Consider the following 23,506-nt stretch of genomic DNA (forward strand, 5'->3'; position numbering starts at 1 on the left):
CATCCTTTTTAAAAATAAGTCACAAAATCAGTTAAGTCAGCAGGAGAAACCGTCATTGGCGCTTTCAGGGCTGGCGTGCCTAAATAAAGAAAACCAATAATCTGGTCATGTTCACCACAGCCAAGTCCTTCTCTTACCACTGCATCGTGAGTCCAAGAGCCTGAACGCCAAATCCCCCCAAATCCTTGAGCAACAGCCGCCATTTGCATTGCTTGAACACTACAACCAGCAGCGACAACTTGCTCCCATTCAGGAACCTTTGGATGATCTTTCACTTTCGCAATAACAGTGATGATCAATGGGGCACGAAAAGGTGCATTTTTTGCTTTTTCTTCAACTTCTGGCCCTAAATTACCCACCACCGCCGCTTTATGCAGTAATTGGCTAAAACGCTCAATACCTTCATTTTGCATCACAACAAAGTGCCAAGGTTTAAGTGCACCATGATCAGGCGCGCGCATGCCGGCTTGTAAAATAGTATTGAGGGCTTCACTATCAGGGGCTGGAGTAGTCAGTCGGGAAGCTGAACGGCGGTTCAAAAGCAGTGTTAATGCATCCATTTTTATTCTCCTGTCAGCATTTTATTTTAGCAAGATCCCATTCTTATGGGGATGGACAGTTCTTATCAATTCGCAGTATAACAAACTGTTATATTACCACCATCCACAGATTTAGGCGGGAATTTTTCTAAAAATCAGCTGTGTGGTTATTTAATCGTAATTTATTGTTCACAAAATGATTAATCTTAGCTTACTAAGTTAATTTAAGCTTATTTTGATCTTACTTTTCTTTTTAATTCGACGAATTCCTATATTACTTTTATGCCTTTTTGTGTGAAATTATTTAGCTATTTTCACGTAAGATAAATGTTTACTTAATAACACCTTAAGCAAAAGTTATCATTAGTGGCTTCCTAAAAATCAATAACAGACATTCAATAAGAGCTATATTAGAATATTCCTTCATTGTTATTGCTATTCTCTCTATTGCTAACAACATTTTTTGTTTTAATAGTATGAGATTATGTGGATGTAGCCTGCTTACCAATAATTCTAGCATGACTGTTTAGGATTAAAATTTAGCTTTACATGATGTGGAGATAATATGAATAAAATTATGGAGTTAATCGGCGCAATATTAAAATTTAGTTGGCAAGCCATTAACTTTATCAGGAAATTAATCTTAAACGTTATTTTCTTTTTCCTTCTCTTTATGGTCATTGGTATTTTCTTAATTAGCAAAGAAGCACAAAAACCAGTGGATTATGAAGGTGCCCTTCTTGTTGATCTTAAAGGTGTGATTGTTGACCAAACTGCTACACAAAATCCTTTAGGCGAAGTTGGACGTGAGCTTTTAGGTGTTTCAAGTAGCCAGCTTCAAGAAAATTCATTATTTGAAGTTGTCGATACGCTACGCCTTGCCTCTCAAGATCCGAAAATTAAAGGTATGGTGCTCAAACTTGATGAATTTGCAGGCGCAGATCAGCCTTCGTTAAATTATATTGGTAAAGCACTTAATGAGTTTAAAAAGACAGGTAAACCTATTTTTGCAGTGAGTGGCTATTACAGCCAACCACAATATTACCTCGCCTCTTATGCAGATAAAATTTATCTCACTCCTCAAGGTGCTGTGGGTGTTTATGGTTATGGCTTTCAAAATCTCTATTACAAAACACTGTTAGAAAACTTAAAAGTCAGCACTCATATTTTCCGCGTCGGAACGTATAAATCTGCGGTTGAGCCATTAATGCGTAATGACATGTCTGCGGAATCTCGAGAAGCTTCATTACGTTTAGTTAATGCACTATGGTCTACATATTTAACCCAAGTTGCAGAAAACCGTAGCATTACCACTGAAGATGTTTTCCCGGGTGCAAAAGAGATGATTGCACAACTACGCAACGCAGATGGGGATAACGCAACGTATGCGCTAAATCGTAAATTAGTGGATTCTGTAAGCTCATACGCTCAATTTGAAGCTGATATGACAGAAACCTTCCAATGGGACAAAGAGAACAAGCAATTTAACAATATCAGCATTTATGATTATGCCGATACGCTAACCTCATCTTTACCTGCCAGTGATGAAGGTAATATTGCCGTAGTCGTTGTTCAAGGCGCGATTATTGATGGTGAAAGTATCCCCGGCTCTGCGGGCGGTTCAACTATTGCAAATCAAATTCGTCAAGCACGTTTAGATCCAAATATTAAGGCACTTGTATTACGTGTAAATAGTCCTGGTGGTAGTGTTTCTGCGTCAGAACAAATACGAAGTGAAGTTGCCGCCTTTAAGCAACAGAAAAAATATGTGGTTGTTTCAATGGGGGGTTTAGCTGCATCAGGTGGATATTGGATCTCAACCCCTGCAAGTAAGATTATTGCTAGCCCATCAACATTAACAGGCTCGATTGGTATTTTTGGCGTTATTAATACTTTCGAAAACAGCTTAGAGTCTATTGGTGTTTATACCGATGGCGTCACAACTTCGCCATTAGCCGGATTATCTGTCACAAATAAACTACCTGAAGAATTTGCAGAGCTTTTACAGCTCAATATCGAAAGTGGTTATAAAACGTTTCTTAATTTAGTGGCAGAATCTCGTAAAAAAACACCTGCTCAAATTGATCGTATTGCTCAAGGTCGAGTGTGGGTAGGAATAGATGCAAAGAATGTGGGTTTAGTCGATGAGTTTGGTGATTTTGATGATGCTATTGATGCCGTTGCTAAAATGGCAAAAATTGACCAACCTGTTATTGATTGGATGAAACCAGAGCTAAGCCTGTCAGAGCAGATCATAATGAGCTTGTCGTCTAACGCAAAAGCACTTCTTCCTGATCCGTTACAAGCTTATATTCCTGCGCCTGTTTTAAAAGAAGTTAAAACACAGACAGAGTTTTATCGCAATATGAACGATCCGCTAAATCGCTATGCGTATTGTTTATCTTGTGGTGATATTCAATAATCTTTCCACTGATACACCTGTTCACACTGAGCAGGTGTATTTCTCTCTTTTTTCTGACTTTTGATAGAATGATATTCTGATGAGTGATTTTTGTTCGTTTATATTTAAGCTATTTTTAACACAATGATTTAAAGCAGATATTAGTCAGTCTCTATTTTCTTTTTTTAGCATCCTTTCCTTTTTTTATTCTGCAAACTCCCTATAATCAGGTATTTCTCACAGCTTAATAAGAGTGCTTTGTCTGATGCAAAAGAAATCAATCTACGTTGTTTATACTGGCGGTACTATTGGTATGCAACATTCTGAACATGGCTATATTCCTGTATCAGGACATTTACAACGCCAATTAGCTAAAATGCCAGAATTCCACCGTGAGGAGATGCCCGATTTCACAATCAAAGAGCACCTGCCTTTAATTGATTCTTCAAATATCACACCTGAAGATTGGCAATCTATTGCTGATGATATTAATGAAAATTATCACAATTATGATGGGTTCGTTATTCTTCATGGTACAGATACCATGGCATTTACCGCATCAGCACTCTCTTTTATGTTTGAGAATCTTAGCAAACCGATTATCGTTACTGGCTCTCAAATTCCTTTAGAAGCCTTACGTTCTGATGGGCAAACAAACCTATTAAATGCGCTTTACCTCGCCGCACATCATCCAATTAATGAAGTGGCACTATTTTTTAATAACACGCTATATCGTGGAAACCGCACAGTAAAAGCGCATGCAGATGGTTTTAATGCCTTTGCATCACCCAATAGCGCCCCACTGTTAGAAGCGGGTATTAATATTAAACAATTTAAAATTAATTCATTTCCGAAAGGAAATGGGGAATTTACTGCGCATAATATTACGCCTCAGCCGATTGGTGTTGTCACCATTTACCCGGGTCTTTCAGATGAAGTTGTTAAAAATATCCTGATGCAACCTGTAAAAGCCTTAATATTACGCTCTTATGGTGTTGGTAATGCGCCCTCGCATCCTGCTCTACTTTCAACCCTGCGTGAAGCAACAGAGCGTGGTATTGTTGTTATCAATCTTACGCAATGTATTTCTGGTCGAGTGAATATGGAAGGTTATGCAACAGGTCAAGCACTAGCGGAAGTGGGTGTGATCAGTGGCTTTGATATGACATTTGAAGCAACATTAACTAAACTGCATTATCTCCTTAGCCAACAATATAATTACACTGAGATCTGCCGACTAATGCAACAAAACCTTCGTGGTGAAATGACATTAGACGATAACGACTAAGTTTAATCTAAAGGTAAATTTGGTGAAAAATTCCGCACTGTTATTGGTTGATATACAAAACGATTTTTGTACTGGTGGTGCATTAGCTGTTAATGAAAGCGATATAGTGATACAAACAGCCAACCAACTTATTTCTGATTTTAAGCAATCTAAAAATCCCATTATTGCTAGTTTAGATTGGCACCCTGCCGATCATCTTAGCTTTGCTGAAAATTCAGGCTCGGTTGTTGGGGAAATTGGAACGCTTAATGGATTACCACAAGTGTGGTGGCCTGTGCATTGTGTACAAAATTCTTATGGTGCTGCATTTCACCCTGAATTAAACCAAGCTCTGATTAATCATATTATTTACAAAGGGCAAAATCGCCTTATTGATAGTTATAGTGCTTTTTTTGATAACGACCATGAATATCAGACCGGCTTGCATACTCTTTTGCAGACTCTGAATATAAAACATCTTTATATTTTAGGAATTGCTACGGATTACTGCGTTAAATATACGGTACTGGATGCTTTGCAGTTAGGTTATCAAGTGACTGTCATTACAGACGGTTGTCGTGGTGTAAATATTCAAGATGATGATAGCGAAAAAGCACTAGAAGAGATGCAAGCAAAAGGTGCGGTATTAATTGATTCAGCACATTGGCTTAATCGTAACAATCAATAGGTTCGTTATTTTCTTTATCTTCATAAAATGAAAAAGGGGCTATATTTAACCAGTTCGGTTAATAAATGCCCCTTTTTTATTTCTATTCTATCCATTCAACATACGTTTTAGTCATCATCCATTGGTGTTAGTGTTGCTAAACGTTCAGATTGAAACTGAGCTTTTAATTCTTGTTTGCTCTTCATGGTAATTTGCCCATTAGTTCCCACTGTCATATGCTCAGGTGTATGGTTATTTTTCGCCTGCCATAATAAAACAATCTGCATGCAATGTTCTTTTTGCTCATCGGTCAATGCAACGCCATCAGGCCATTTACCTAGTTCAACTGCGGTTGAAATACGTTGATAAATTTCAGGGGTTACCATAGAAATAAGTTCATTAACTTCCATTGATTGCTCCATAAGCTAAATAATCATTTGAAATGGCTGAATCGTTTTTTCCATTGTTATTATTTTGTTAATTTAACTGAATTAACCGACTTGTTTTTCGCCTGTTTCACTATTCGTAAACGAAAGAGATGCTGAATTAACACAATAACGCTCCCCTGTTGGGGCAGGACCATCATTAAAAACATGACCTAAATGTGCGTCACATTGCTGGCAGCGTATTTCAGTTCTTTTCATATTGTGAGAAAAATCATCAATATAGCGAATTGCATTATCACTAACGGGTTGATAAAAGCTAGGCCAACCACATCCTGCATCAAATTTCGTCTCTGAATAAAACAAAGGAGCAGAACAACATAAACAGTGATAAATCCCTGTTTGACGATTGTGTAATAATTTACCACTAAACGGAGGTTCTGTACCTTGCTGTTGCGTCACATAACGTTGCATTTCGTTGAGTGTTGATAAATCAAGGTGATTGTTATTACTTGAAATATTCACTTTCTTTTCATTATCTGCCATATCGACCTCTTGCCCAGAAAAATGCTTTTTAAAACAACAGTGAATAATAACAAAGATTTAACAACAAATCTGAAAAATATAGTCTAAAATCATCAAGAGTAATCTTTAGTTTTTGAAATGTGATGAATTTCACATAACGGAGCAAAGGTAACTTCATTTATCGGCGTTGATCCCGATAATACACAGCGTAACATTTGGCTAAAACGACCAATCTTTAAGCGAAAAGTGTTTTTTTAATTGATTTTTTGCAATTATTGACACGATTCCGCTTGACGATTGGCGCGGTTTTGGTAACTTTAGAAGCAACTTTTTAATTCACTAAATTAAAGCTGGTGGAATACATATGACTATCAAAGTAGGTATTAATGGTTTTGGTCGTATCGGCCGCATCGTTTTCCGTGCTGCTCAAGAACGTTCAGATATCGAAATCGTAGGTATTAACGATCTGTTAGACGCAGACTACATGGCATACATGCTGAAATACGATTCAACTCATGGCCGTTTCAACGGTACTGTTGAAGTAAAAGATGGCCACCTCGTTGTTAATGGTAAAACCATCCGCGTAACTTCAGAAAGAGATCCAGCAAATCTGAAATGGAACGAAGTCGGTGCTGACGTTGTTGCAGAAGCAACTGGTCTGTTCTTAACTGACGAAACTGCTCGTAAACACATCCAAGCTGGCGCGAAAAAAGTTGTTCTGACTGGTCCTTCAAAAGACAGCACTCCAATGTTCGTAATGGGCGTAAACCATAAATCATACGCAGGCCAAGATATCGTTTCTAACGCATCTTGTACTACTAACTGCTTAGCGCCTTTAGCTAAAGTTATCAACGACAACTTCGGTATCGTTGAAGGTCTGATGACTACTGTTCACGCAACAACTGCAACTCAACGTACTGTTGATGGTCCATCTGCAAAAGACTGGCGTGGTGGTCGTGGTGCTTCTCAAAACATCATCCCATCATCAACTGGTGCTGCTAAAGCTGTAGGTAAAGTTATCCCTGAACTGAACGGCAAACTGACTGGTATGTCTTTCCGTGTTCCTACTCCTAACGTTTCTGTTGTTGACCTGACTGCACGTCTGGAAAAACCAGCAACTTACGCTCAAATCTGTGACGCTATCAAAGCAGCAGCTGAAGGCGAACTGAAAGGCGTTCTGGGTTACACTGAAGATGCAGTTGTTTCAACTGACTTCAATGGCGAAGTTCTGACTTCAGTATTTGATGCTAAAGCAGGTATCGCTCTGAACGACAACTTTGTTAAATTAGTTGCTTGGTACGATAACGAAGTTGGTTATTCAAACAAAGTTCTGGATCTGATTTCTCATATCTCTAAATAATTAGAGTTTAGAAAGTCACGATTTCTTTTAGAGCCACCTTTTCGGTGGCTCTTTTATTTTCTAGCCAGTCAGTTTATTGTATTGAAATAGTCAGTGACATAAGGTCATAAGATAATGAATGAGAAAATTTTTTCTTTGCCGATTATTGAACAAATATCACCTTACTTAAGTCGTCGGCAATTAGGCGAACTTCCTATCCTTGTTATTTCGCATCCTAAAGTACGCGCAGCTATCAGCCTTCAAGGCGCACATTTAATCGCTTGGCAGCCCGCACAAGAGCATCCTGTATTTTGGGTAAGCGAAGCCTCTCTCTTCACGCCGGGTGTTGCCATTCGTGGCGGTATTCCTATTTGCTGGCCTTGGTTTGCTTCAGCTGGTACACCAAGTCATGGATTTGCACGTATTCTTCCTTGGGAATTTAGTGCCCATACAGAACAAGATGACGGTGTTCTCATCACCATGACATTAAAAGAGAGTCAACAAACGCAAAAATATTGGCCTCATCCCTTTACTGTTATTGCTCGTTTTAAATTAGGAGCAACCTGTGAGGTTGAATTAGAATCTTACGGTGATTATGAAGCAACAGCTGCCCTTCACTCTTATTTTAATGTGAGTGATATCGATAATGTCTCTGTAACCGGCCTAGGAGGCCACTACATTGACACCGTGGCAGATAAAGAGGTTTACACTGATGAAACCTCATTACGCTTTGATGGGCGCACTGACAGGCTTTATACAGAGCCTGACGATTTTAATCTCATTCATGATGATGGTTGGGATCGGACCATTGAAGTTCACCATTACCATCATAGTGATGTCGTGTGTTGGAATCCGGGTGCAGAGCTTGCAAGCTCAATGAAAGATATGAGTGCAGGTGGCTATCGTAAGATGGCTTGTGTAGAAACTGCTCGTATCCACCAGCCATTAAAACCAGATAACGTTCATCCCGGCCGTTTATCTTTGGTAGTCCGCGTTCGTAAGAATATTGCTGAAAAATAAAGCATTACTCGCATCTTACACAATAAAAAAGCTTCGAATTTGAATCGAAGCTTTTTTATCATCACTGATTTCACTGAATTCTAATCAGATTTTTGTTAATTAGAATGTGTAAGTCACACCTGTCCACACAATCGCAGTAACAGATTTATTCACCATTGGGCTGTCTTTCACTTCACTTGGTAAATGGTCAACACGTCCCATTGCAAAGAAATTCCATTTTTCAGCAAATTTATAGTTAGCAGAGAGTTCAACATAAGGTCTCCAGCTATCATTTGGCGTATATTCTGCTAAACCACTGCGTTGTGATTCTGCATGAGTAATTCCATAAGCATAACGGTTTTGCTTTTTGTTTTCCCAAACAACACCCGCACCCGGCTGTAAAGACCAGTTACCGAATTCGAAAGGATATAAATAAGCCGCGTCAGCGATAATACCGTTACTTTTGCCTAGCAGATCACCCGATACGATTGCTCTTAAACTACCCCATGATTCGTGGTGTTTATAAGTAAAGCCACCCATCATGGTGTCACGACGACGATTCAGTTTTTTCATTTGCTCATCGTCACTGTCGCTTGGTTTATAAGCCTGAGGATAATAGTGCAAATCGACAGAAAGTTGATCTTTAGGTGTATTCCACAGGTAATATCCCGCAGCTAACGTTGCGAAATAGAAGTTTTCTGACTGGTAGTTAACTTGTGGTACTGGTAATAAATAATCTTTTGATTTAGCCCCTTTATAAGGAGTAACTTGCGCTAAAACTGAACCACCAATTGACCATTCGCCAGCAAATGCTGCTGGTGTGCTAAGCCCTGCGATAACGGCTAAAGAAATGATAATCTTCTTATTACTCACGATGATTTTCCATATTGTCATTAATAAAGTAGCAACCAAAAACCTATTTCAGTCACAAATAACTAAAACTGGTATTATTTTACCTATAATCATTTTAGTTTTGCATTAAATGTGTAGCAATCAGTGCTTGCCCTAATGCAATACCACCGTCTCCGGCTGGTAACATCATAGGGGCGAGTACTTTTTTATTGTTTAATTTTTTCTTAAACATATGTTTGAGTAATGTATTATTTAATACACCCCCCGTAAGTACAATGGTGTCAATCTGATATTTATCTGCATATTGCAATGCAATATCGCCTAAACCTTCAGCTAATAGATAATGAAATAACCATGCTTTTTCACTGACATTCAGCGCTACACTTTCCCACTGCGACCAAAAAACCGACAAATCAAGCACACTGTTTTTTACCGGCATTAAATGCCCATATTGCTTAATGATTTCTGCCTGTTTTTCTTGATGGCACGCTAATGCGGCTGTTTGTAGATAGCAAGCCGCTTCACCTTCCCAACTTATCTCTTTAGGCGCTAATCCCAATGATGCTGAAACTGCATCAAAAAAACGCCCACAAGAAGAGGCTTTAGGTGAATTTAAGCCACGCTCTACGGCCTTACTTAATATCTGCAAATCATTGCTAGGCACCATTTGGGCGATAACACTACCTTGCCAATCTTCAGAAAAAGTAGCTAAATGTGCGAACCAGTTTCGCCAAGGTTGAATCGAGGCAAGATTACCACCGGGCATTGCAACAGCCGGAAGTCCACCAATCCGCTCTGATTTTTGATAGTCCACCAGCAGACACTCCCCGCCCCATAACGTGCCATCTTGTCCAAAGCCTAATCCATCAAGCGCAATACCAATGACAGCACCTTGTTGATGTGTATGACCATGTTCAGCAAGACAGGAAACAATATGTGCATGGTGATGAGAGACTTCAATAACAGGAATATTTTGCTCTTGAGCAAACTGCTTACCCAACTGATGGCTAATGTAGTTAGGATGTGCATCTATCGCAATCGCTTTAGGTGTAAAACGATAAATTTGCTGAAAGAGCGCCAACGATTTAACCAACTGCTGTCGCACACTTAAATCATCAAGATCCCCTAAATGAGGCCCCATAATGGCTTGATGTTGACGTAATAAGCAAAATACATTTTTAAGATCACCTCCCATAGCAAGTACTGAGGGTTGCTCTCCAAAATCGTCAGGTAATGAAATCGCGTCTGGGACATAGCCACGAGAGCGTCTGATCGTCACACTCTGTTTACCCTCAATGCGAACAAGTGAGTCATCAGCTCTTTGTATGATCTTTCTATTGTGCATTAAGAATAAATCTGCAATATCTTTCAATTGCATTAAGGCATCTTCGTTACTTAATGCCGGCGTATGACCTGACGCATTTCCTGATGTCATAACAAGTGGAATATTTGTGCCACGCGCTAATAGATGTTGCAATGGGTTGGCGGGCAACATAACGCCAATTTCCGTTAATCCCGGCGCAATAAGCTCAGATAATTCAGCTACAACCGTTTTAGGAACTAACACAATCGGGGCTGCGGTGCTTTGCAAGGTTTGGATAGCCGTTGGAAGAAAATCTGGATCTTGCTTATCTGCTTTAATTAGATCAATTCCTGTGATCATCACTGCGAGTGGCTTCGCAGGTCGGTATTTTCGTTCTCGTAATAATGCAATACTCTCATTATTGCGTGCATCACATACTAAATGAAAACCACCAATACCTTTAACTGCAACAATCTTTCCAGCAAGTAACGCATCACAAGCTTGAGTTAATGCAAGCTCTTTTATTGCTAACTCTTTACCCTGATTATCTGCAAGCCAGATATGAGGCCCACAGACAGGACATGCATTAGGCTGAGCATGAAACCGTCTATCTGCGGGATCTTCATATTCATGTTTACATTCAGGGCAGAATGGAAACTCAGACATTGAAGTAAAAGGCCTATCATAAGGCATTTTTTTTATGATAGTAAAACGAGGACCGCAATGTGTGCAGTTGATAAAAGGATAATGATAACGACGATTTTGCGGATCAAATAATTCATTAACACAAGCTTGGCAAGTTGTTGCATCAGGAACAACTTGTGTATCCATTTCGCCACCACCACTTTTTACAATAATAAAGTCTGTGGGTAGCTGTTCCCATTGATAGGGTGATTCTTCTATTCGTTCAATGCGTGCTAGTGGTGGACATTCTGCTTTTAATGCTTCGATAAAGAGCGCATTTTTAGGTGAAGGGGTTAAATGCACCAATACACCTAAACTATCATTGCTTACTTGCCCTAATAAACCAAAACGATGAGCTAGTTGCCAAACAAATGGGCGAAACCCAACGCCTTGAACCTTTCCTTTCACACGCAATGCAATGCCGTTACTCATAGGATCACCAAATCAAAATAAATTTAAGCTTATTCTAGTTTAGTGATTATCAACAACTTTCATTTAGATCAGAAAAAGTGGAATTAGGTAGATTTATCATTACTTCAACAGTCACTCTTGGTGCAATTGCACACAGTAATTCATAACCAATAGTGCCACATGCTGTTGCTACATCATCAACAGGGAGTTGCTCTCCCCATAATTCAACCGGACTACCGTAACTTACATCGGGAAAATCCGTGACATCAACGGTTAGCATATCCATAGAAATACGCCCGACCAACTGTGTTTTATGCCCATTAACAATCACTGGCGTACCGTCTGGCGCATGTCTTGGATAGCCATCAGCATAACCACAAGCAACAACACCGATCTGCATATCACGCTCAGCAGTATATCGGCTACCATAGCCTATTTGCTCGCCTTTTTTGACTTGTTGAATAGCTAATATCTCGCTATTAAATGTCATTACGGGTTGTAAATCGAAATCGGCAATATCTTGCCAAACACCTGAAGGCGAAACACCATATAAAATAATGCCCGGACGCACCCAATCTTGATAAGTTTCAGGCTCAAACAATGTTGCGGCTGAATTTGCCAAACATCGAGGTAATTCGTTTACCATAGCTTGATTAATGGTATTTTTTTGTGCATCCATATTCAGTCCCGTATCTGCATTAGCAAAATGCGACATTTGAATAATAGAACCAATATTTTTGATACTTTTTGCACGAGCAATTGCTTGCTTATAAGCGTCTGGTCGGTAGCCCAGACGATTCATTCCACTATTAAGCTTAAGATAGATGTTAATGGGCCTTTCTAGTTTTGCATTTTCTATAGCGTCAAATTGCCAATCAGAATGAATCGCTGTCGTTAGGGAATAACGTTCTAATAAATAAACATCATCTGGCTTAAAAAAACCTTCCAGCAAAAGGATAGGCCCTACCCATCCCTGCTCTCTTAACATAACAGCTTTGTCTAACTCAATTAATGCAAAGCCATCAGTATGACTTAATGCTGGCCAAACACAGGATAATCCATGTCCATAAGCATCTGCTTTCACAACAGACCACACTTTACTGCCTTTGACTCTCTCTTTAATAACAGACAGATTATGGCTTAATGCATCGAGGTTAATGGTTACTTTTGTGGGTCTGGACATGGATCTTCCTCAATTAATAAGCTGCATCAAGTTTCTGCCCCGGTAAGAGCAATTTAGTATTAAAACCATCGATATAGCGAAACACAGATAAATCATCGGCAGCAATAGCAGGTTTATTTCCTGAAATTAAATCAGCTAATAGTTGCCCAGAGCCACAAGCCATTGTCCAACCTAATGTGCCATGCCCTGTATTTAATGATAAATTGCGATAAGCCGTAGGCCCTACAATAGGTGTACCATCAGGTGTCATAGGTCTTAAACCCGTCCAAAATGTGGCTTTCTCAATATCACCACCACCTTGATAGAGATCTTGTACAACCATTTTTAATGTTTCACAGCGTGATTTTAAAATATCCAGATTAAAACCAACAACTTCTGCCATTCCTCCGACACGAATTCGCTCATCAAAACGCGTTACCGCAATTTTATAGGTTTCATCTAAAATCGTGGACATTGGTGCTCTTGAAGCATCAATAATCGGCATCGTAAGTGAATAACCTTTAAGAGGATAAACCGGAATAGCGACTTTGCTTTTCAAAAACTCTGTTGAGTAAGAGCCCATGGCAACAACATAGTGATCGGCTGTTAATAATCCATCATGGCATTGAACGCCCGCTACTTTATCACCATCAAATAACAAATGTTTGATTTCTTTGTTAAATAGGAACGTAACACCCGCATCTTCAGCCATTTTAGCGAGTTTTTTCGTAAAAGTTTGGCAATCACCCGTTTCATCATTCGGTAAACGTAAGCCACCCGTTAATTTGTGGCTAACATGCTCAAGCGCTGGCTCTGCTAATTTTAATTGTTCCGCAGTTAACAATTCATAAGCAACGCCCTCTTGCTTTAAGACAGCAATATCATTGGCTGCATTATCAAATTGCTTTTGATCGCGAAAAAGTTGCAGCGTTCCACCTTGACGCCCTTCATATTCAATACCGGTATCTTGGCGCAACTGACGAATGCAATCACGGCTATATTCAGCAATACGCACCATACGGCTTTTATTCATGGTGTAATGTGAAGCATCACAATTACGTAACATTTGCCACATCCAACGTAACTGGAAAAGTGAGCCATCAGGTTTAATCGCTAAGGGTGCATGCTTTTGGAACATCCATTTAACGGCTTTTAATGGAATACCTGGCGCTCCCCAAGGCGTTGCATATCCCGGAGATATTTGACCTGCATTACCAGCGCTAGTCTCTTCTGCTGCACTGTTTTGTCTATCAACAACAATGACTTCATGGCCTTGTTGTACAAGATACCACGCACTTGTTACACCAATAACGCCGCCACCTAAGATGATCACTTTCATGGCAAGACTCCAATAATTCACATTGATATAACATAAGAATAATATTCCATACACAAAAAGCCAATATAGAATAATCATCTAGACTAATAAAAAAGCAAATTTTAGAGTTGAGTCACATTTGATTGCTATTCAACAAGTGATTTTCAAAAATAATTATTAAATTAACGCATAAAATCAACAAGATATAATTTTAACCATAAATTATAATAATATTGATTAGTAAATTATTTAAAATTGAAGAGAGTTTAAGGCGTAAGAAAAGAAAATTGATGTTTTATTAAAATCCAAAAATATACACCAATTAAGATGATAATTCTTTAATTAACTCACTTTGGTTGCTCTTTTTACTAAAAATAACCAATTTAAAGCATTGCCTAAAAAATGACACTTTCTAGCTTTTTAAAAGTATAAAAAAACCAGTATCACAAATTATATGAATACTGGTTTTTTTCTATTGTGATAAAGCAGTAAACGTAATTAGCGTTTTACTTCTTCTAGATCACTAGGTAGTGGTGACTGTAAACTTTGCCAGATAATACCACTGTCTTTACCATATTGGCGGACGCATTCCATGACATGCTCGACATCTTTTTGCTCACATAATGTAGCCAGTTTTTTATAGAATGCTAACGCGAGTTCTTTGGCTTGGATATTTGAGAAATAATAACGGCCTACGCGTGTATAAAGCCCTTTTAAGCCGTTTAAGATAAGACCATAAATTGGATTACCTGACGCAAACGCCAATCCACGGAAAATGTTGTAATCCAGTTCACTAAACTCATCAGCACTATTTTCAGTGGTAAGCTCATGGTTTAAAACTTCAATACATTTTTCAGGACTATTTCTAAATGCGGTACGTATAAAAATAGCTGAGATATTGGTTCTAACCGCCAATAAATTATCTATTAACTGTGGTACTCGATCATGATCAAGACGAGCAACTGTTTCAAGGATATTAAGGCCAGATGTTTCCCAGAAATTGTTTACCTTCGTTGGCTTTCCGTGTTGAATAGTCAGCCAACCATCACGAGCTAGACGTTGTAACACTTCTCTTAATGTGGTTCTTGTGACACCGATTAATTCAGAGAGCTCACGTTCCGCTGGAAGAATAGATCCAGGAGGAAAACGATTATTCCAGATGCTTTCAACAATATACTCTTCCGCAAAACCTGCGGGGCTTTGAGCCTTAATAACCATATTTTTATTTCTTCCGAAGCGATTTTTCTGCTAATAATGGAAAAGATAATATCAGAATGCGTAATTTTGATATAGCTCAACCATCATTAAATAGTGAATGGCATCATAAAACTTGATGTAGTTTTATCAATTTATTATTACTAAGGCGCTTAATTTCACAGCGATTAGCGCGTACTATGGTTAAATTGCGCATCATTGCGCTTAAAATCTCTATTTGGAGGATGAGAAACCTAATGGATATGAGTATAAGACAAGCACTACTAAAGAACTTTATGGGGAATTCCCCAGATTGGTATAAGCTTGCTATTCTTACTTTTTTAATTATCAACCCACTGATTTTTTTCTTTGTTGACCCTTTTGTCGCCGGCTGGCTATTAGTTGTAGAATTTATTTTTACGCTGGCTATGGCGCTAAAGTGTTACCCGTTACAACCCGGAGGATTACTTGCTATTGAGGCCGTCATCATTGGTATGACTAGCCCAAAACAGATTGGTCATGAAATTGCCAACAACCTTGAAGTGATTTTACTTCTTGTCTTTATGGTTGCAGGTATCTATTTTATGAAGCAATTATTACTGTTTGCATTTACTAAACTGCTGTTATCCATTCGTTCTAAACGAATGTTATCTATTGCCTTTTGCTTCGCAAGTGCATTTTTATCTGCCTTTTTAGATGCTTTAACCGTAATCGCAGTTGTAATCAGTGTCTCTCTCGGTTTCTACTCTATTTATCATAATTTTGCCTCTAATCAATCAGGTGCAGAATTAAGTAATGATGGATTTATTGATACCGCAGAAAAAAAACAAACTTTAGAACAATTCCGTGCCTTTTTACGTAGCTTAATGATGCATGCTGGTGTCGGCACTGCGTTAGGTGGCGTAATGACCATGGTGGGTGAACCACAAAACCTGATTATTGCAAAACATTTAGAATGGGATTTTGTGACTTTCTTTATCAGGATGTCACCGGTCACTATTCCTGTTTTCTTCGCGGGCCTTGCAGTGTGCTACTTTGTAGAACGCTTTAAGCTCTTTGGTTATGGTGCCGAATTACCTGATTTAGTTCGTAAAGTTCTCACTGAATACGACAAGAAAAACAGTGAAAAACGTACTTCTCAAGAAAAAGCTCAACTGATGATCCAAGCATTAATTGGTATTTGGTTGATTGTTGCTTTAGCGCTCCATTTAGCAGAAGTTGGTATTATCGGGTTATCTGTTATTATTCTTGCCACTGCATTTTGTGGGATCACAGAAGAACATGCTCTTGGTAAAGCATTTGAAGAAGCCTTACCTTTCACTGCATTATTGACCGTATTCTTCTCTATTGTTGCTGTTATTATTGACCAGCAATTATTTGGCCCTATTATTCAGTTTGTTCTTCAAGCTTCAGAATCCTCACAACTGTCTCTTTTTTACCTCTTTAATGGTCTACTATCTGCTATTTCAGATAACGTGTTTGTGGGTACGGTTTATATCAGTGAAGCTTTAACTGCATTGCAAGATGGATTAATTAGCCAATCACAATATGAGCATATTGGTGTTGCTATTAATACAGGTACAAACTTACCTTCTGTTGCCACTCCAAATGGTCAAGCTGCATTCCTGTTCTTATTAACATCGGCACTATCACCACTCATTCGTTTATCGTATGGTCGTATGGTGATAATGGCTCTGCCATACACGATTGTAATGACATTACTTGGTTTACTGGCTGTTGAATTTTGGCTTGTTCCTGCAACACATTGGTTCTATGAAATTGGTTTAGTTGCTATTCCATAACAATAGATCCACAGTTACACCACATTAATAGGACTTTTATTTGATAAAAGTCCTATTTTCTTCTTTAAAAGAAGCTTGAATGTAAATATTTGTGAAATAACGGGTTTTAACTTTTTTTGCGCTTAATTTTTGGGCAGAATATACACTTATTTTATTTAATATTTAAATGGATATTATTATGCTGACTTCTCTTCGTCACTGGTCACAAAGCCGTTTTTCATGGCTATTGCTTGCATTAACAGCAATAGGTCTTGAAGGTGCTGCATTGTATTTTCAGTACGGAATGGAATTAATGCCTTGTGTAATGTGTGTTTATCAACGCATCGCAGTATTGGGTATATTAGTTGCTGCATTGATTGGGGCTACCGCACCTAAAATGGCGCTTATGCGTATGGCGGGTGGTTTCTTATGGATTTATTCCGCATACCGAGGAATAGAACTCTCTTGGGAACATACACAACTTATTCTGAATCCATCCCCTTTTGCAACCTGTGACTTTTTTGTCACTTTACCCTCTTGGTTTGCTCTGCAAGATTGGTTCCCGGCTGTATTCCAAGCAACGGGTGATTGCTCTGTCAGCCAATGGCAATTTTTAACTTTAGAAATGCCACAATGGATGCTTATTATTTTCTCTGCTTATTTTGTTGTAGGTTTATTAGTATTAATGAGCCAAATAACAAGTTCTTTTAAAACAAAAGAATAAAAAAGAAAATAGCCCTTAGCGATAAACTAAGGGCTATTTTTATAATAAAAAATTGGTGATTAAATTTTCAACCAACAATAAGCTTTAACCTGGAATACAAGCCCCTTCAATTAAAGCTTGTTCACTACAACGCTTGCCATTAGCAAATTGGCACACTGGTGTCTGACCACCATGTAATTCATAGTTTAAAGAAGGCACACCACCTGAAAAGACACAGGTTGCCTTGGCTGATTCATCTAAGGGTATATCAAGACTGGTTGTCGGTATTGTTCGACTTTTACTAACCACTTGTGTAGATGAATATTGTGTCTGCGCTGAATTACTGCATCCTGCAATAAAAGCAAAGCTAGTTAACATAAATAGATAACAAGCTGTTTTAAATTTCTTTTGCATCAAAGACACCCTAATTTCTTCCAGTTATTCCTATTAGTGTGAAGCACTTTTTGAAAGTAGATTTATAACTAAAACACCAGCAATAATTAAAGCCATACCAATAATGGCAGGTAAATCAAGTTTTTGTTGATAGAGAAATACAGCCGCAACAGAAACCAAAACTATCCCTAATCCACTCCATATTGCATAAGCAATACCTAATGGCATAACTCTTACCACTTGAGAAAGTGCCCAAAAAGAAAAACAGTAACCAATGACGACCACAATAGATGGATACAATCGGCTAAAACCATCAGAAGCTTTTAGCATTGTTGTCGCAATCACTTCCGATATAATTGCCAACATTAGGTAAGTTAATCCATTCATTTTTTCGCCTTAATCCTATACAAAGTCAATTTTGTGAATTCTATCACAAGCGAGATTAAGGATATTCACCACAACAAATAAAAAAGGCATCTTTCATATTGAATAGATGCCTTTATATCGTGGAAATACTTATTTAGTGTTGATGAAGTTGATTCTTTTGACGCGGCTCTCCACCCATCGAAACACGATAGCGATTAAAGATAAAACCACACCAAATAACTGCGATAACACTTAATATTGTTCCTGCATAGCCAAGGTTTGTCATGCCAGCATGTAAGATAACTTGATTACCAATCAATGCTCCTGCGCCAATACCGATATTAAAAATACCGGAGTAAATAGACATCGCAATATCTGTTGCATCGGGAGCTAAATCAATCACTTTAACTTGCATACCAAGGCCGATACACATAAAGCCAATTCCCCAAAATATAATCAACACAATGAATGTCGTTAAATTTTGGCTACTTATCATTAATAAACTTAAGCAAGCAGTAAGTAAAATTAGTGCAAAGAATAAAAATGATGTTGGCATCCTGGCACTGTAACGACTAAATAACACACTACCAATAATGCCAGCACCACCAAAAATAAGTAAAACTAACGTAGCAAAGTTTTGATCTAATTTTGCAATATCAATAACAAAAGGCTCTATATAACTATAAGCAGTAAAATGTGCAGTAACAGCGATGACGGTTAACAGAAAAATCCCCATTAATGGGCCACGTTTTAATAACACAGGCACACTTTTTAATGATCCCGAATGCTCACTCGGTAATAAAGGTAAATAACGCATTAATGCAAACATGGTAATTAAAGCTAAAACACCAATTCCCATAAAGGTTGCACGCCATCCTAACCATTGTCCAACGACACGCCCAATAGGTAAGCCAAGAACCGTAGCTAATGCAGTTCCTGTTGCTAATAATCCTAATGCCTGAGCTCGTTTACCAGGAGGTGCCACTCTAATAGCCAGTGATGCGGTAATCGACCAAAACACTGCATGAGAGAAAGCAACGCCAATACGACCAGCTATCAGTGATTTAAAATCCCATGCTACGCCAGATAAAATATGACTTAAAATAAAGATAATAAATAAAATAATAAGTAACTTACGTCGCTCAACTTTGCTTGTCATTATCATTAAAGGCAAAGACATTAAAGCCACAACCCAAGCATATATTGTGATCATTAAACCTGTTTGAGCAGGGATCATACCGAAGCTTTCAGAAATATCACTTAACAGTGCAACAGGAACAAATTCTGTTGTATTAAAAACGAAAGCCGCGAATGATAATATTATTACTCTGATCCATGCAGTTTGACGGCTAACTTCATTTACGTTTGATGCTGCGATATTCATAATTAATTGATGTTTTCTTAAATTATATTGATATATATGCCATGCTTTTTTATAGAAGCTTTTGTCTGATTTGCTTTTCTCACTTGTGCTAAAAATAGATTTATTAGGTTGAAAGTAAAAAAATGGCATAAAGATAAAAATGCATTTCGTTAGAAACAAAAAATAAACCAAATTATCACTAAACTTCATTGCTAAAGCGAATCAGCTATCAATTTTAGCATATTCATATCGCGATTTTAAATCCCCTTGGCAACTTCTTTTTAACGTTAACATAATCTTCCAATAGAGAGATTGTAGATATAAATGACCTATCACTACTTTATGTTGAAGAATAAGAATATACTCTTTTCAAGAGAAATATATTGTAGATTCATTGAATTAAGTTAAGAGATATTAATTTAATAGCTGGAAATAATCTTACTGTTGGACAAAAGATAAATGAAAATAGAAAAAATCTTAAGATTACTGACTCAAGTCATTAATAACTTGAAGTGCCTGCTCGCAAGCAATGTTTTTCGTGGGTGATGTTGAACCATCAAAAGCATTTTTAATAGTTGAAATTTGTTCTTTTGCAGGTCGTGGTAATATTAAATTTCCATTAGAAAGTGCTTTTTCAACATTATTTAGCTTTTCAGCTAACTGCTGACAACTTCCATTGTTATCTTTAGATTGATAAATAGCCATAAGCGTATCGCGTTTTGCTTCTACGCTAGAAAGGGTTTCACGTACTGTTGATGACGAACTTTCAATCACTTCGCGACTTTCATTCCAAAACTCAGCAGTATTATCTTTAACGACAGACACTATTAAAATAGCGGCAAGAATAGCCAGCATAATAGTTAGCGATAATATCCCTCCTGCAATAATAAGTATCTGTTTCATATTAAACCCCACATATAAATCACATCTGTTTTAATATTTCTTTTTAATATATATAGTTAAAATAAATCAGGTTCAATCTGGATTACGATTCTTTTTATTTTTTACATTTTATTACGGTGGTATACAGTTCTATTTATTCTTATTTATAAAAAAATAAGCACCTAGTTCTACTTAGGTGCCATTAAATAATACATAAATTTTTCTTGATTAAATTATTTTTTAGAGCAACATGCAATATAATTTAACACATGTCGATTCTCTCTAAAAAAATGGAACATTGATAAGAATCGTGGTCTGTTTTGCTTATTTACCAATCCATTCTTAATTATCTTTGCGGTTCTAAATAAGCCTTCATCACGAATTAAACCAACAGGTGACATTAAACTCATGTTACCCGATTTTATTTTTACTTCTGAAAAACCAATATTAATAAATAAGTCATGCCACTCTTGCTTAAACATGGGTGCTACATTTGATTTCACTACACCGATTAATTTATCTCTATTAACATCATCATTTTTTTTCATAATATCGTGAGTTAATAACAAACCACCGGGTTTTAAAACACGGTAATACTCTTTTACTAACTTTGCTTTGGCTTTATCTGCATACATTGTCAACATTGCTTCATTTATAACAATATCAAAAGTATTATCAGGAAAAGGTAAAGATAATGCATTTGCTTTTGTTAATTGGATCAAATGTGATAACTGTGCATTATCAACATTTTTTTGCGCGTGAGACAAAGCATTATCATCCATATCGATAGCAATAATATGACAACCGTATTTCTTGGCAATCTCGATTGATGTTGTCGCCATATTGCAAGCAATCTCAAGAACATGGCTTGAGGATGTAAACTGTGCATTATTAATTAACCAATCAGATGCCTCTACGCCGCCCGGTCTTAAACGTGTTTTCCCTAAACTCGCTAAGAAGGTATGCCCTGCTTTTGACGATCCTTGAGACATAGATTGCGTTGTAGTTTGATTATCCATATAGCCACCTTTAAGTTGCATTATTAATACAACTTTATAGTAAAATAGATTTAATGGGAATAGTTATCATTAATTTTCTTTTTTTATAAAGAAATTCCGAGCATACAAAGAGGTATAAAATTAGATATTGGTATATAACCAATTGAAACAAAATAGGTTAAAAAGCTATTCTGTAATTACGTCATTAAAGGTAAAGAACATTAAACTTTGAATAACAACATTGACCTTCCCCTAGGGGGAATCTTTAGAGTGATAACAATTTCACGATAAATCCAAGGAAACTGTTATGAAAAAGATTTTACCTGCTGCTGTTATTTTAATGAGCGCTATCTCTTTTGGTGCAATGGCAAACAATACACATATGAATATGGATGCATCACACAATAGCTCTCCTATGCAAAAAGAGCTCAATGAATCTATGAATAAAATGCATGCTGATATGGCAAAAGGAATGAACACTGATAATGCAGATGTTGCTTTTGCTGATGGCATGATTGCCCACCATTTAGGCGCTATTGATATGGCTAAAATTGAGTTGAAATATGGTACTGATCCTGAAATGCGTAAACTAGCTCAAGCTATTATTGATGCGCAAGGCCCTGAAATAGAACAAATGCAAAAATGGTTAGAAAAAAATAGAACCAATAAATAATAAATTTATAAGGCTGTGATTTATTAGGCACAGCCTACCTCATTTTTAATTTTTCCCTTCCAAATTCTTATTAAAGATAAATCAAATAATTTTCTAATCTTCATCTCATACATTATAATTTTACAATTACCACAACATTAATCACTTTATCCCGTATGGAGTCCATATGAATAAATTAGAAAACATGGCGTTATTAACTCAAAAACTCGCCATGCAGATTGAAAAATGGACTCACGATACTAATCAATTTGAAACTCAAATTCCGGGATTAACGCTAACACACTGGACATCTCCTACACCAATTACCAGCCATACTCACAAATCGGGGATCTGTTTAATTGCCCAAGGTGAAAAAAGAGTGATCTTAGGAGAAGAGAGCTTTATTTACGATGCCAACCATTTTTTAATTTCTTCAATAGAACTCCCTGTTATGGCAAATATTATGAAAGCCAGCAACGAGAAACCGTTTTTAGGGCTAGTTATGGAGTTAGATCTGCAAGAAATATCCCAACTCATCGTTGATAGTGAATTAACATTTAATCCAGATTCAAATGCCCAAAAAGGCATTGCAATCGGTGAATTATCAGAGCCTTTAGTCAATGCATTTATTCGCTTGCTCACTCTTCTTGATGAACCTGATAGCATTAAAATCCTTGCTCCAGGGATCAAACGTGAAATTTTCTATCGTCTACTGATTACAGAACAAGGTGAACGTTTGAATCAAATCGTTACTGCGGGTAGCCATAGTCATCAAATAGCTAAAGCCATTGATTGGCTAAAAAGTAATTATATAAAACCATTAAACATCAATGAATTGGCTTCATGTTCAGGAATGAGTAAATCTGCTTTTTATACTCATTTTAAAACGATGACATCAATGACTCCACTTCAATTCCAAAAAAAATTACGACTCAGTGAAGCCCGTCGATTGATGTTAACTGAAAATTTAGGAGCAATGACAACCACTTTCCGAGTTGGTTATGAAAGCCCTTCTCAATTTAGTCGTGAATATAGCCGATTATTCGGGGCTCCACCAGCAACCGATATTAAGATGCTTAAAGAAACAGATCGTATTTAACCGTTATAAACTCTCTTATTCTCTCTCTTATCTAACTTATATTATTCACAATCATCATTTTAGTTTTTTGGAAAAATAGGCAAGAGACTAAGAAGATCAGACATTCATTTCTAAATGGGAAAGCGATAGCATTCTCCTCAACAAATAATCCATTCCTATCTTATTTGAAGTTAAAAAATACAATCGACTTCAATTAGATAATCTTTAATCTGGCAATAGGATCTC

The 23,506-nt window shown here is 37.4% G+C and carries 22 protein-coding genes; 9 read left to right on the forward strand and 13 right to left on the reverse strand.

Annotation, left to right across the window (positions count from 1 at the left end):
- Positions 1–8: 8 nt before the first annotated feature.
- Entirely contained in the window at positions 9–560 is a 552-nt protein-coding gene (locus EHE21_RS10585; RefSeq protein ID WP_023581966.1) for an NAD(P)H nitroreductase, read from the reverse strand.
- A 544-nt stretch (positions 561–1,104) separates the two neighbouring features.
- On the opposite strand from EHE21_RS10585, the gene sppA reads away from it, so the two are divergent.
- From sppA to pncA, 3 genes are all read left to right on the forward strand, one after another.
- Positions 1,105–2,961, forward strand: coding sequence for a signal peptide peptidase SppA (gene sppA / locus EHE21_RS10590; RefSeq protein ID WP_194950646.1), 1,857 nt, complete (start codon positions 1,105–1,107; stop codon positions 2,959–2,961).
- Between the two features lie 244 nt (positions 2,962–3,205).
- Entirely contained in the window at positions 3,206–4,228 is a 1,023-nt protein-coding gene (gene ansA / locus EHE21_RS10595) for an asparaginase (RefSeq protein WP_088495357.1), read from the forward strand.
- A 22-nt stretch (positions 4,229–4,250) separates the two neighbouring features.
- Positions 4,251–4,895: a bifunctional nicotinamidase/pyrazinamidase gene (gene pncA / locus EHE21_RS10600; RefSeq protein WP_194950647.1), complete on the forward strand. Its 645-nt coding sequence runs from the start codon at positions 4,251–4,253 to the stop codon at positions 4,893–4,895.
- A gap of 107 nt (positions 4,896–5,002) precedes the next feature.
- Here the strand turns inward: pncA and EHE21_RS10605 are convergent, their stop codons facing one another.
- Positions 5,003–5,284, reverse strand: a complete 282-nt coding sequence (locus EHE21_RS10605; protein WP_036912841.1) for a YeaC family protein — start codon at positions 5,282–5,284, stop codon at positions 5,003–5,005.
- A gap of 81 nt (positions 5,285–5,365) precedes the next feature.
- A complete protein-coding gene (gene msrB / locus EHE21_RS10610) occupies positions 5,366–5,803 on the reverse strand; it encodes a peptide-methionine (R)-S-oxide reductase MsrB (RefSeq protein WP_109393925.1) in 438 nt (145 codons plus the stop codon).
- A gap of 343 nt (positions 5,804–6,146) precedes the next feature.
- Here msrB and gapA point away from each other — a divergent pair, with 343 nt between their 5' ends.
- Both gapA and EHE21_RS10620 read left to right on the forward strand, forming a co-directional pair.
- A complete protein-coding gene (gapA, locus tag EHE21_RS10615) occupies positions 6,147–7,142 on the forward strand; it encodes a glyceraldehyde-3-phosphate dehydrogenase (protein WP_023581959.1) in 996 nt (331 codons plus the stop codon).
- 114 nt (positions 7,143–7,256) lie between these two features.
- Entirely contained in the window at positions 7,257–8,141 is an 885-nt protein-coding gene (locus tag EHE21_RS10620) for a D-hexose-6-phosphate mutarotase (protein WP_088495354.1), read from the forward strand.
- Positions 8,142–8,240: 99 nt separating this feature from the next.
- Here EHE21_RS10620 and EHE21_RS10625 read toward each other — a convergent pair whose 3' ends face one another.
- The 5 genes from EHE21_RS10625 to fadR form a co-directional block, all read right to left on the reverse strand.
- Positions 8,241–8,993: a MipA/OmpV family protein gene (locus EHE21_RS10625; protein WP_194950648.1), complete on the reverse strand. Its 753-nt coding sequence runs from the start codon at positions 8,991–8,993 to the stop codon at positions 8,241–8,243.
- A gap of 94 nt (positions 8,994–9,087) precedes the next feature.
- Positions 9,088–11,391: a carbamoyltransferase HypF gene (hypF, locus tag EHE21_RS10630; RefSeq protein WP_194950649.1), complete on the reverse strand. Its 2,304-nt coding sequence runs from the start codon at positions 11,389–11,391 to the stop codon at positions 9,088–9,090.
- A 49-nt stretch (positions 11,392–11,440) separates the two neighbouring features.
- Complete coding sequence (gene alr, locus EHE21_RS10635; RefSeq protein ID WP_194950650.1) at positions 11,441–12,553, reverse strand: alanine racemase; 1,113 nt, start codon at positions 12,551–12,553, stop codon at positions 11,441–11,443.
- A gap of 13 nt (positions 12,554–12,566) precedes the next feature.
- Positions 12,567–13,871: a D-amino acid dehydrogenase gene (locus tag EHE21_RS10640; protein ID WP_194950651.1), complete on the reverse strand. Its 1,305-nt coding sequence runs from the start codon at positions 13,869–13,871 to the stop codon at positions 12,567–12,569.
- 477 nt (positions 13,872–14,348) lie between these two features.
- The gene (fadR, locus tag EHE21_RS10645) at positions 14,349–15,068 is read right to left on the reverse strand and encodes a fatty acid metabolism transcriptional regulator FadR (protein ID WP_109393930.1); all 720 of its coding nucleotides are present in this window, start codon (positions 15,066–15,068) and stop codon (positions 14,349–14,351) included.
- A 233-nt stretch (positions 15,069–15,301) separates the two neighbouring features.
- On the opposite strand from fadR, the gene nhaB reads away from it, so the two are divergent.
- Together nhaB and dsbB are read left to right on the forward strand one after the other, a co-directional pair.
- Positions 15,302–16,846 (forward strand): sodium/proton antiporter NhaB, encoded by a 1,545-nt coding sequence (nhaB, locus tag EHE21_RS10650; RefSeq protein WP_194950652.1) that lies wholly within the window; start codon positions 15,302–15,304, stop codon positions 16,844–16,846.
- 178 nt (positions 16,847–17,024) lie between these two features.
- The gene (gene dsbB, locus EHE21_RS10655; protein ID WP_088495347.1) at positions 17,025–17,549 is read left to right on the forward strand and encodes a disulfide bond formation protein DsbB; all 525 of its coding nucleotides are present in this window, start codon (positions 17,025–17,027) and stop codon (positions 17,547–17,549) included.
- Between the two features lie 84 nt (positions 17,550–17,633).
- On the opposite strand, the gene EHE21_RS10660 is transcribed toward dsbB, so the two are convergent.
- From EHE21_RS10660 to EHE21_RS10680, 5 genes are all read right to left on the reverse strand, one after another.
- Positions 17,634–17,942 (reverse strand): DUF333 domain-containing protein, encoded by a 309-nt coding sequence (locus EHE21_RS10660; RefSeq protein WP_098942547.1) that lies wholly within the window; start codon positions 17,940–17,942, stop codon positions 17,634–17,636.
- 33 nt (positions 17,943–17,975) lie between these two features.
- On the reverse strand, positions 17,976–18,308 hold the full coding sequence (locus EHE21_RS10665; protein ID WP_194950653.1) for an SMR family transporter: 333 nt from the start codon (positions 18,306–18,308) through the stop codon (positions 17,976–17,978).
- A gap of 133 nt (positions 18,309–18,441) precedes the next feature.
- Positions 18,442–19,671: a sugar transporter gene (locus tag EHE21_RS10670; protein WP_194950654.1), complete on the reverse strand. Its 1,230-nt coding sequence runs from the start codon at positions 19,669–19,671 to the stop codon at positions 18,442–18,444.
- 462 nt (positions 19,672–20,133) lie between these two features.
- The gene (locus EHE21_RS10675) at positions 20,134–20,553 is read right to left on the reverse strand and encodes a hypothetical protein (protein ID WP_194950655.1); all 420 of its coding nucleotides are present in this window, start codon (positions 20,551–20,553) and stop codon (positions 20,134–20,136) included.
- Between the two features lie 212 nt (positions 20,554–20,765).
- Positions 20,766–21,551, reverse strand: a complete 786-nt coding sequence (locus tag EHE21_RS10680; protein WP_228766666.1) for a class I SAM-dependent methyltransferase — start codon at positions 21,549–21,551, stop codon at positions 20,766–20,768.
- A gap of 286 nt (positions 21,552–21,837) precedes the next feature.
- On the opposite strand from EHE21_RS10680, the gene EHE21_RS10685 reads away from it, so the two are divergent.
- A complete protein-coding gene (locus EHE21_RS10685; protein WP_088495343.1) occupies positions 21,838–22,203 on the forward strand; it encodes a DUF305 domain-containing protein in 366 nt (121 codons plus the stop codon).
- Positions 22,204–22,369: 166 nt separating this feature from the next.
- Positions 22,370–23,281, forward strand: a complete 912-nt coding sequence (locus EHE21_RS10690; protein ID WP_194950656.1) for an AraC family transcriptional regulator — start codon at positions 22,370–22,372, stop codon at positions 23,279–23,281.
- Positions 23,282–23,506 lie beyond the last annotated feature (225 nt).

This window comes from Proteus sp. GOKU (genome assembly GCF_015475555.1).
Taxonomy (GTDB): Bacteria; Pseudomonadota; Gammaproteobacteria; order Enterobacterales; family Enterobacteriaceae; genus Proteus; species Proteus mirabilis_B.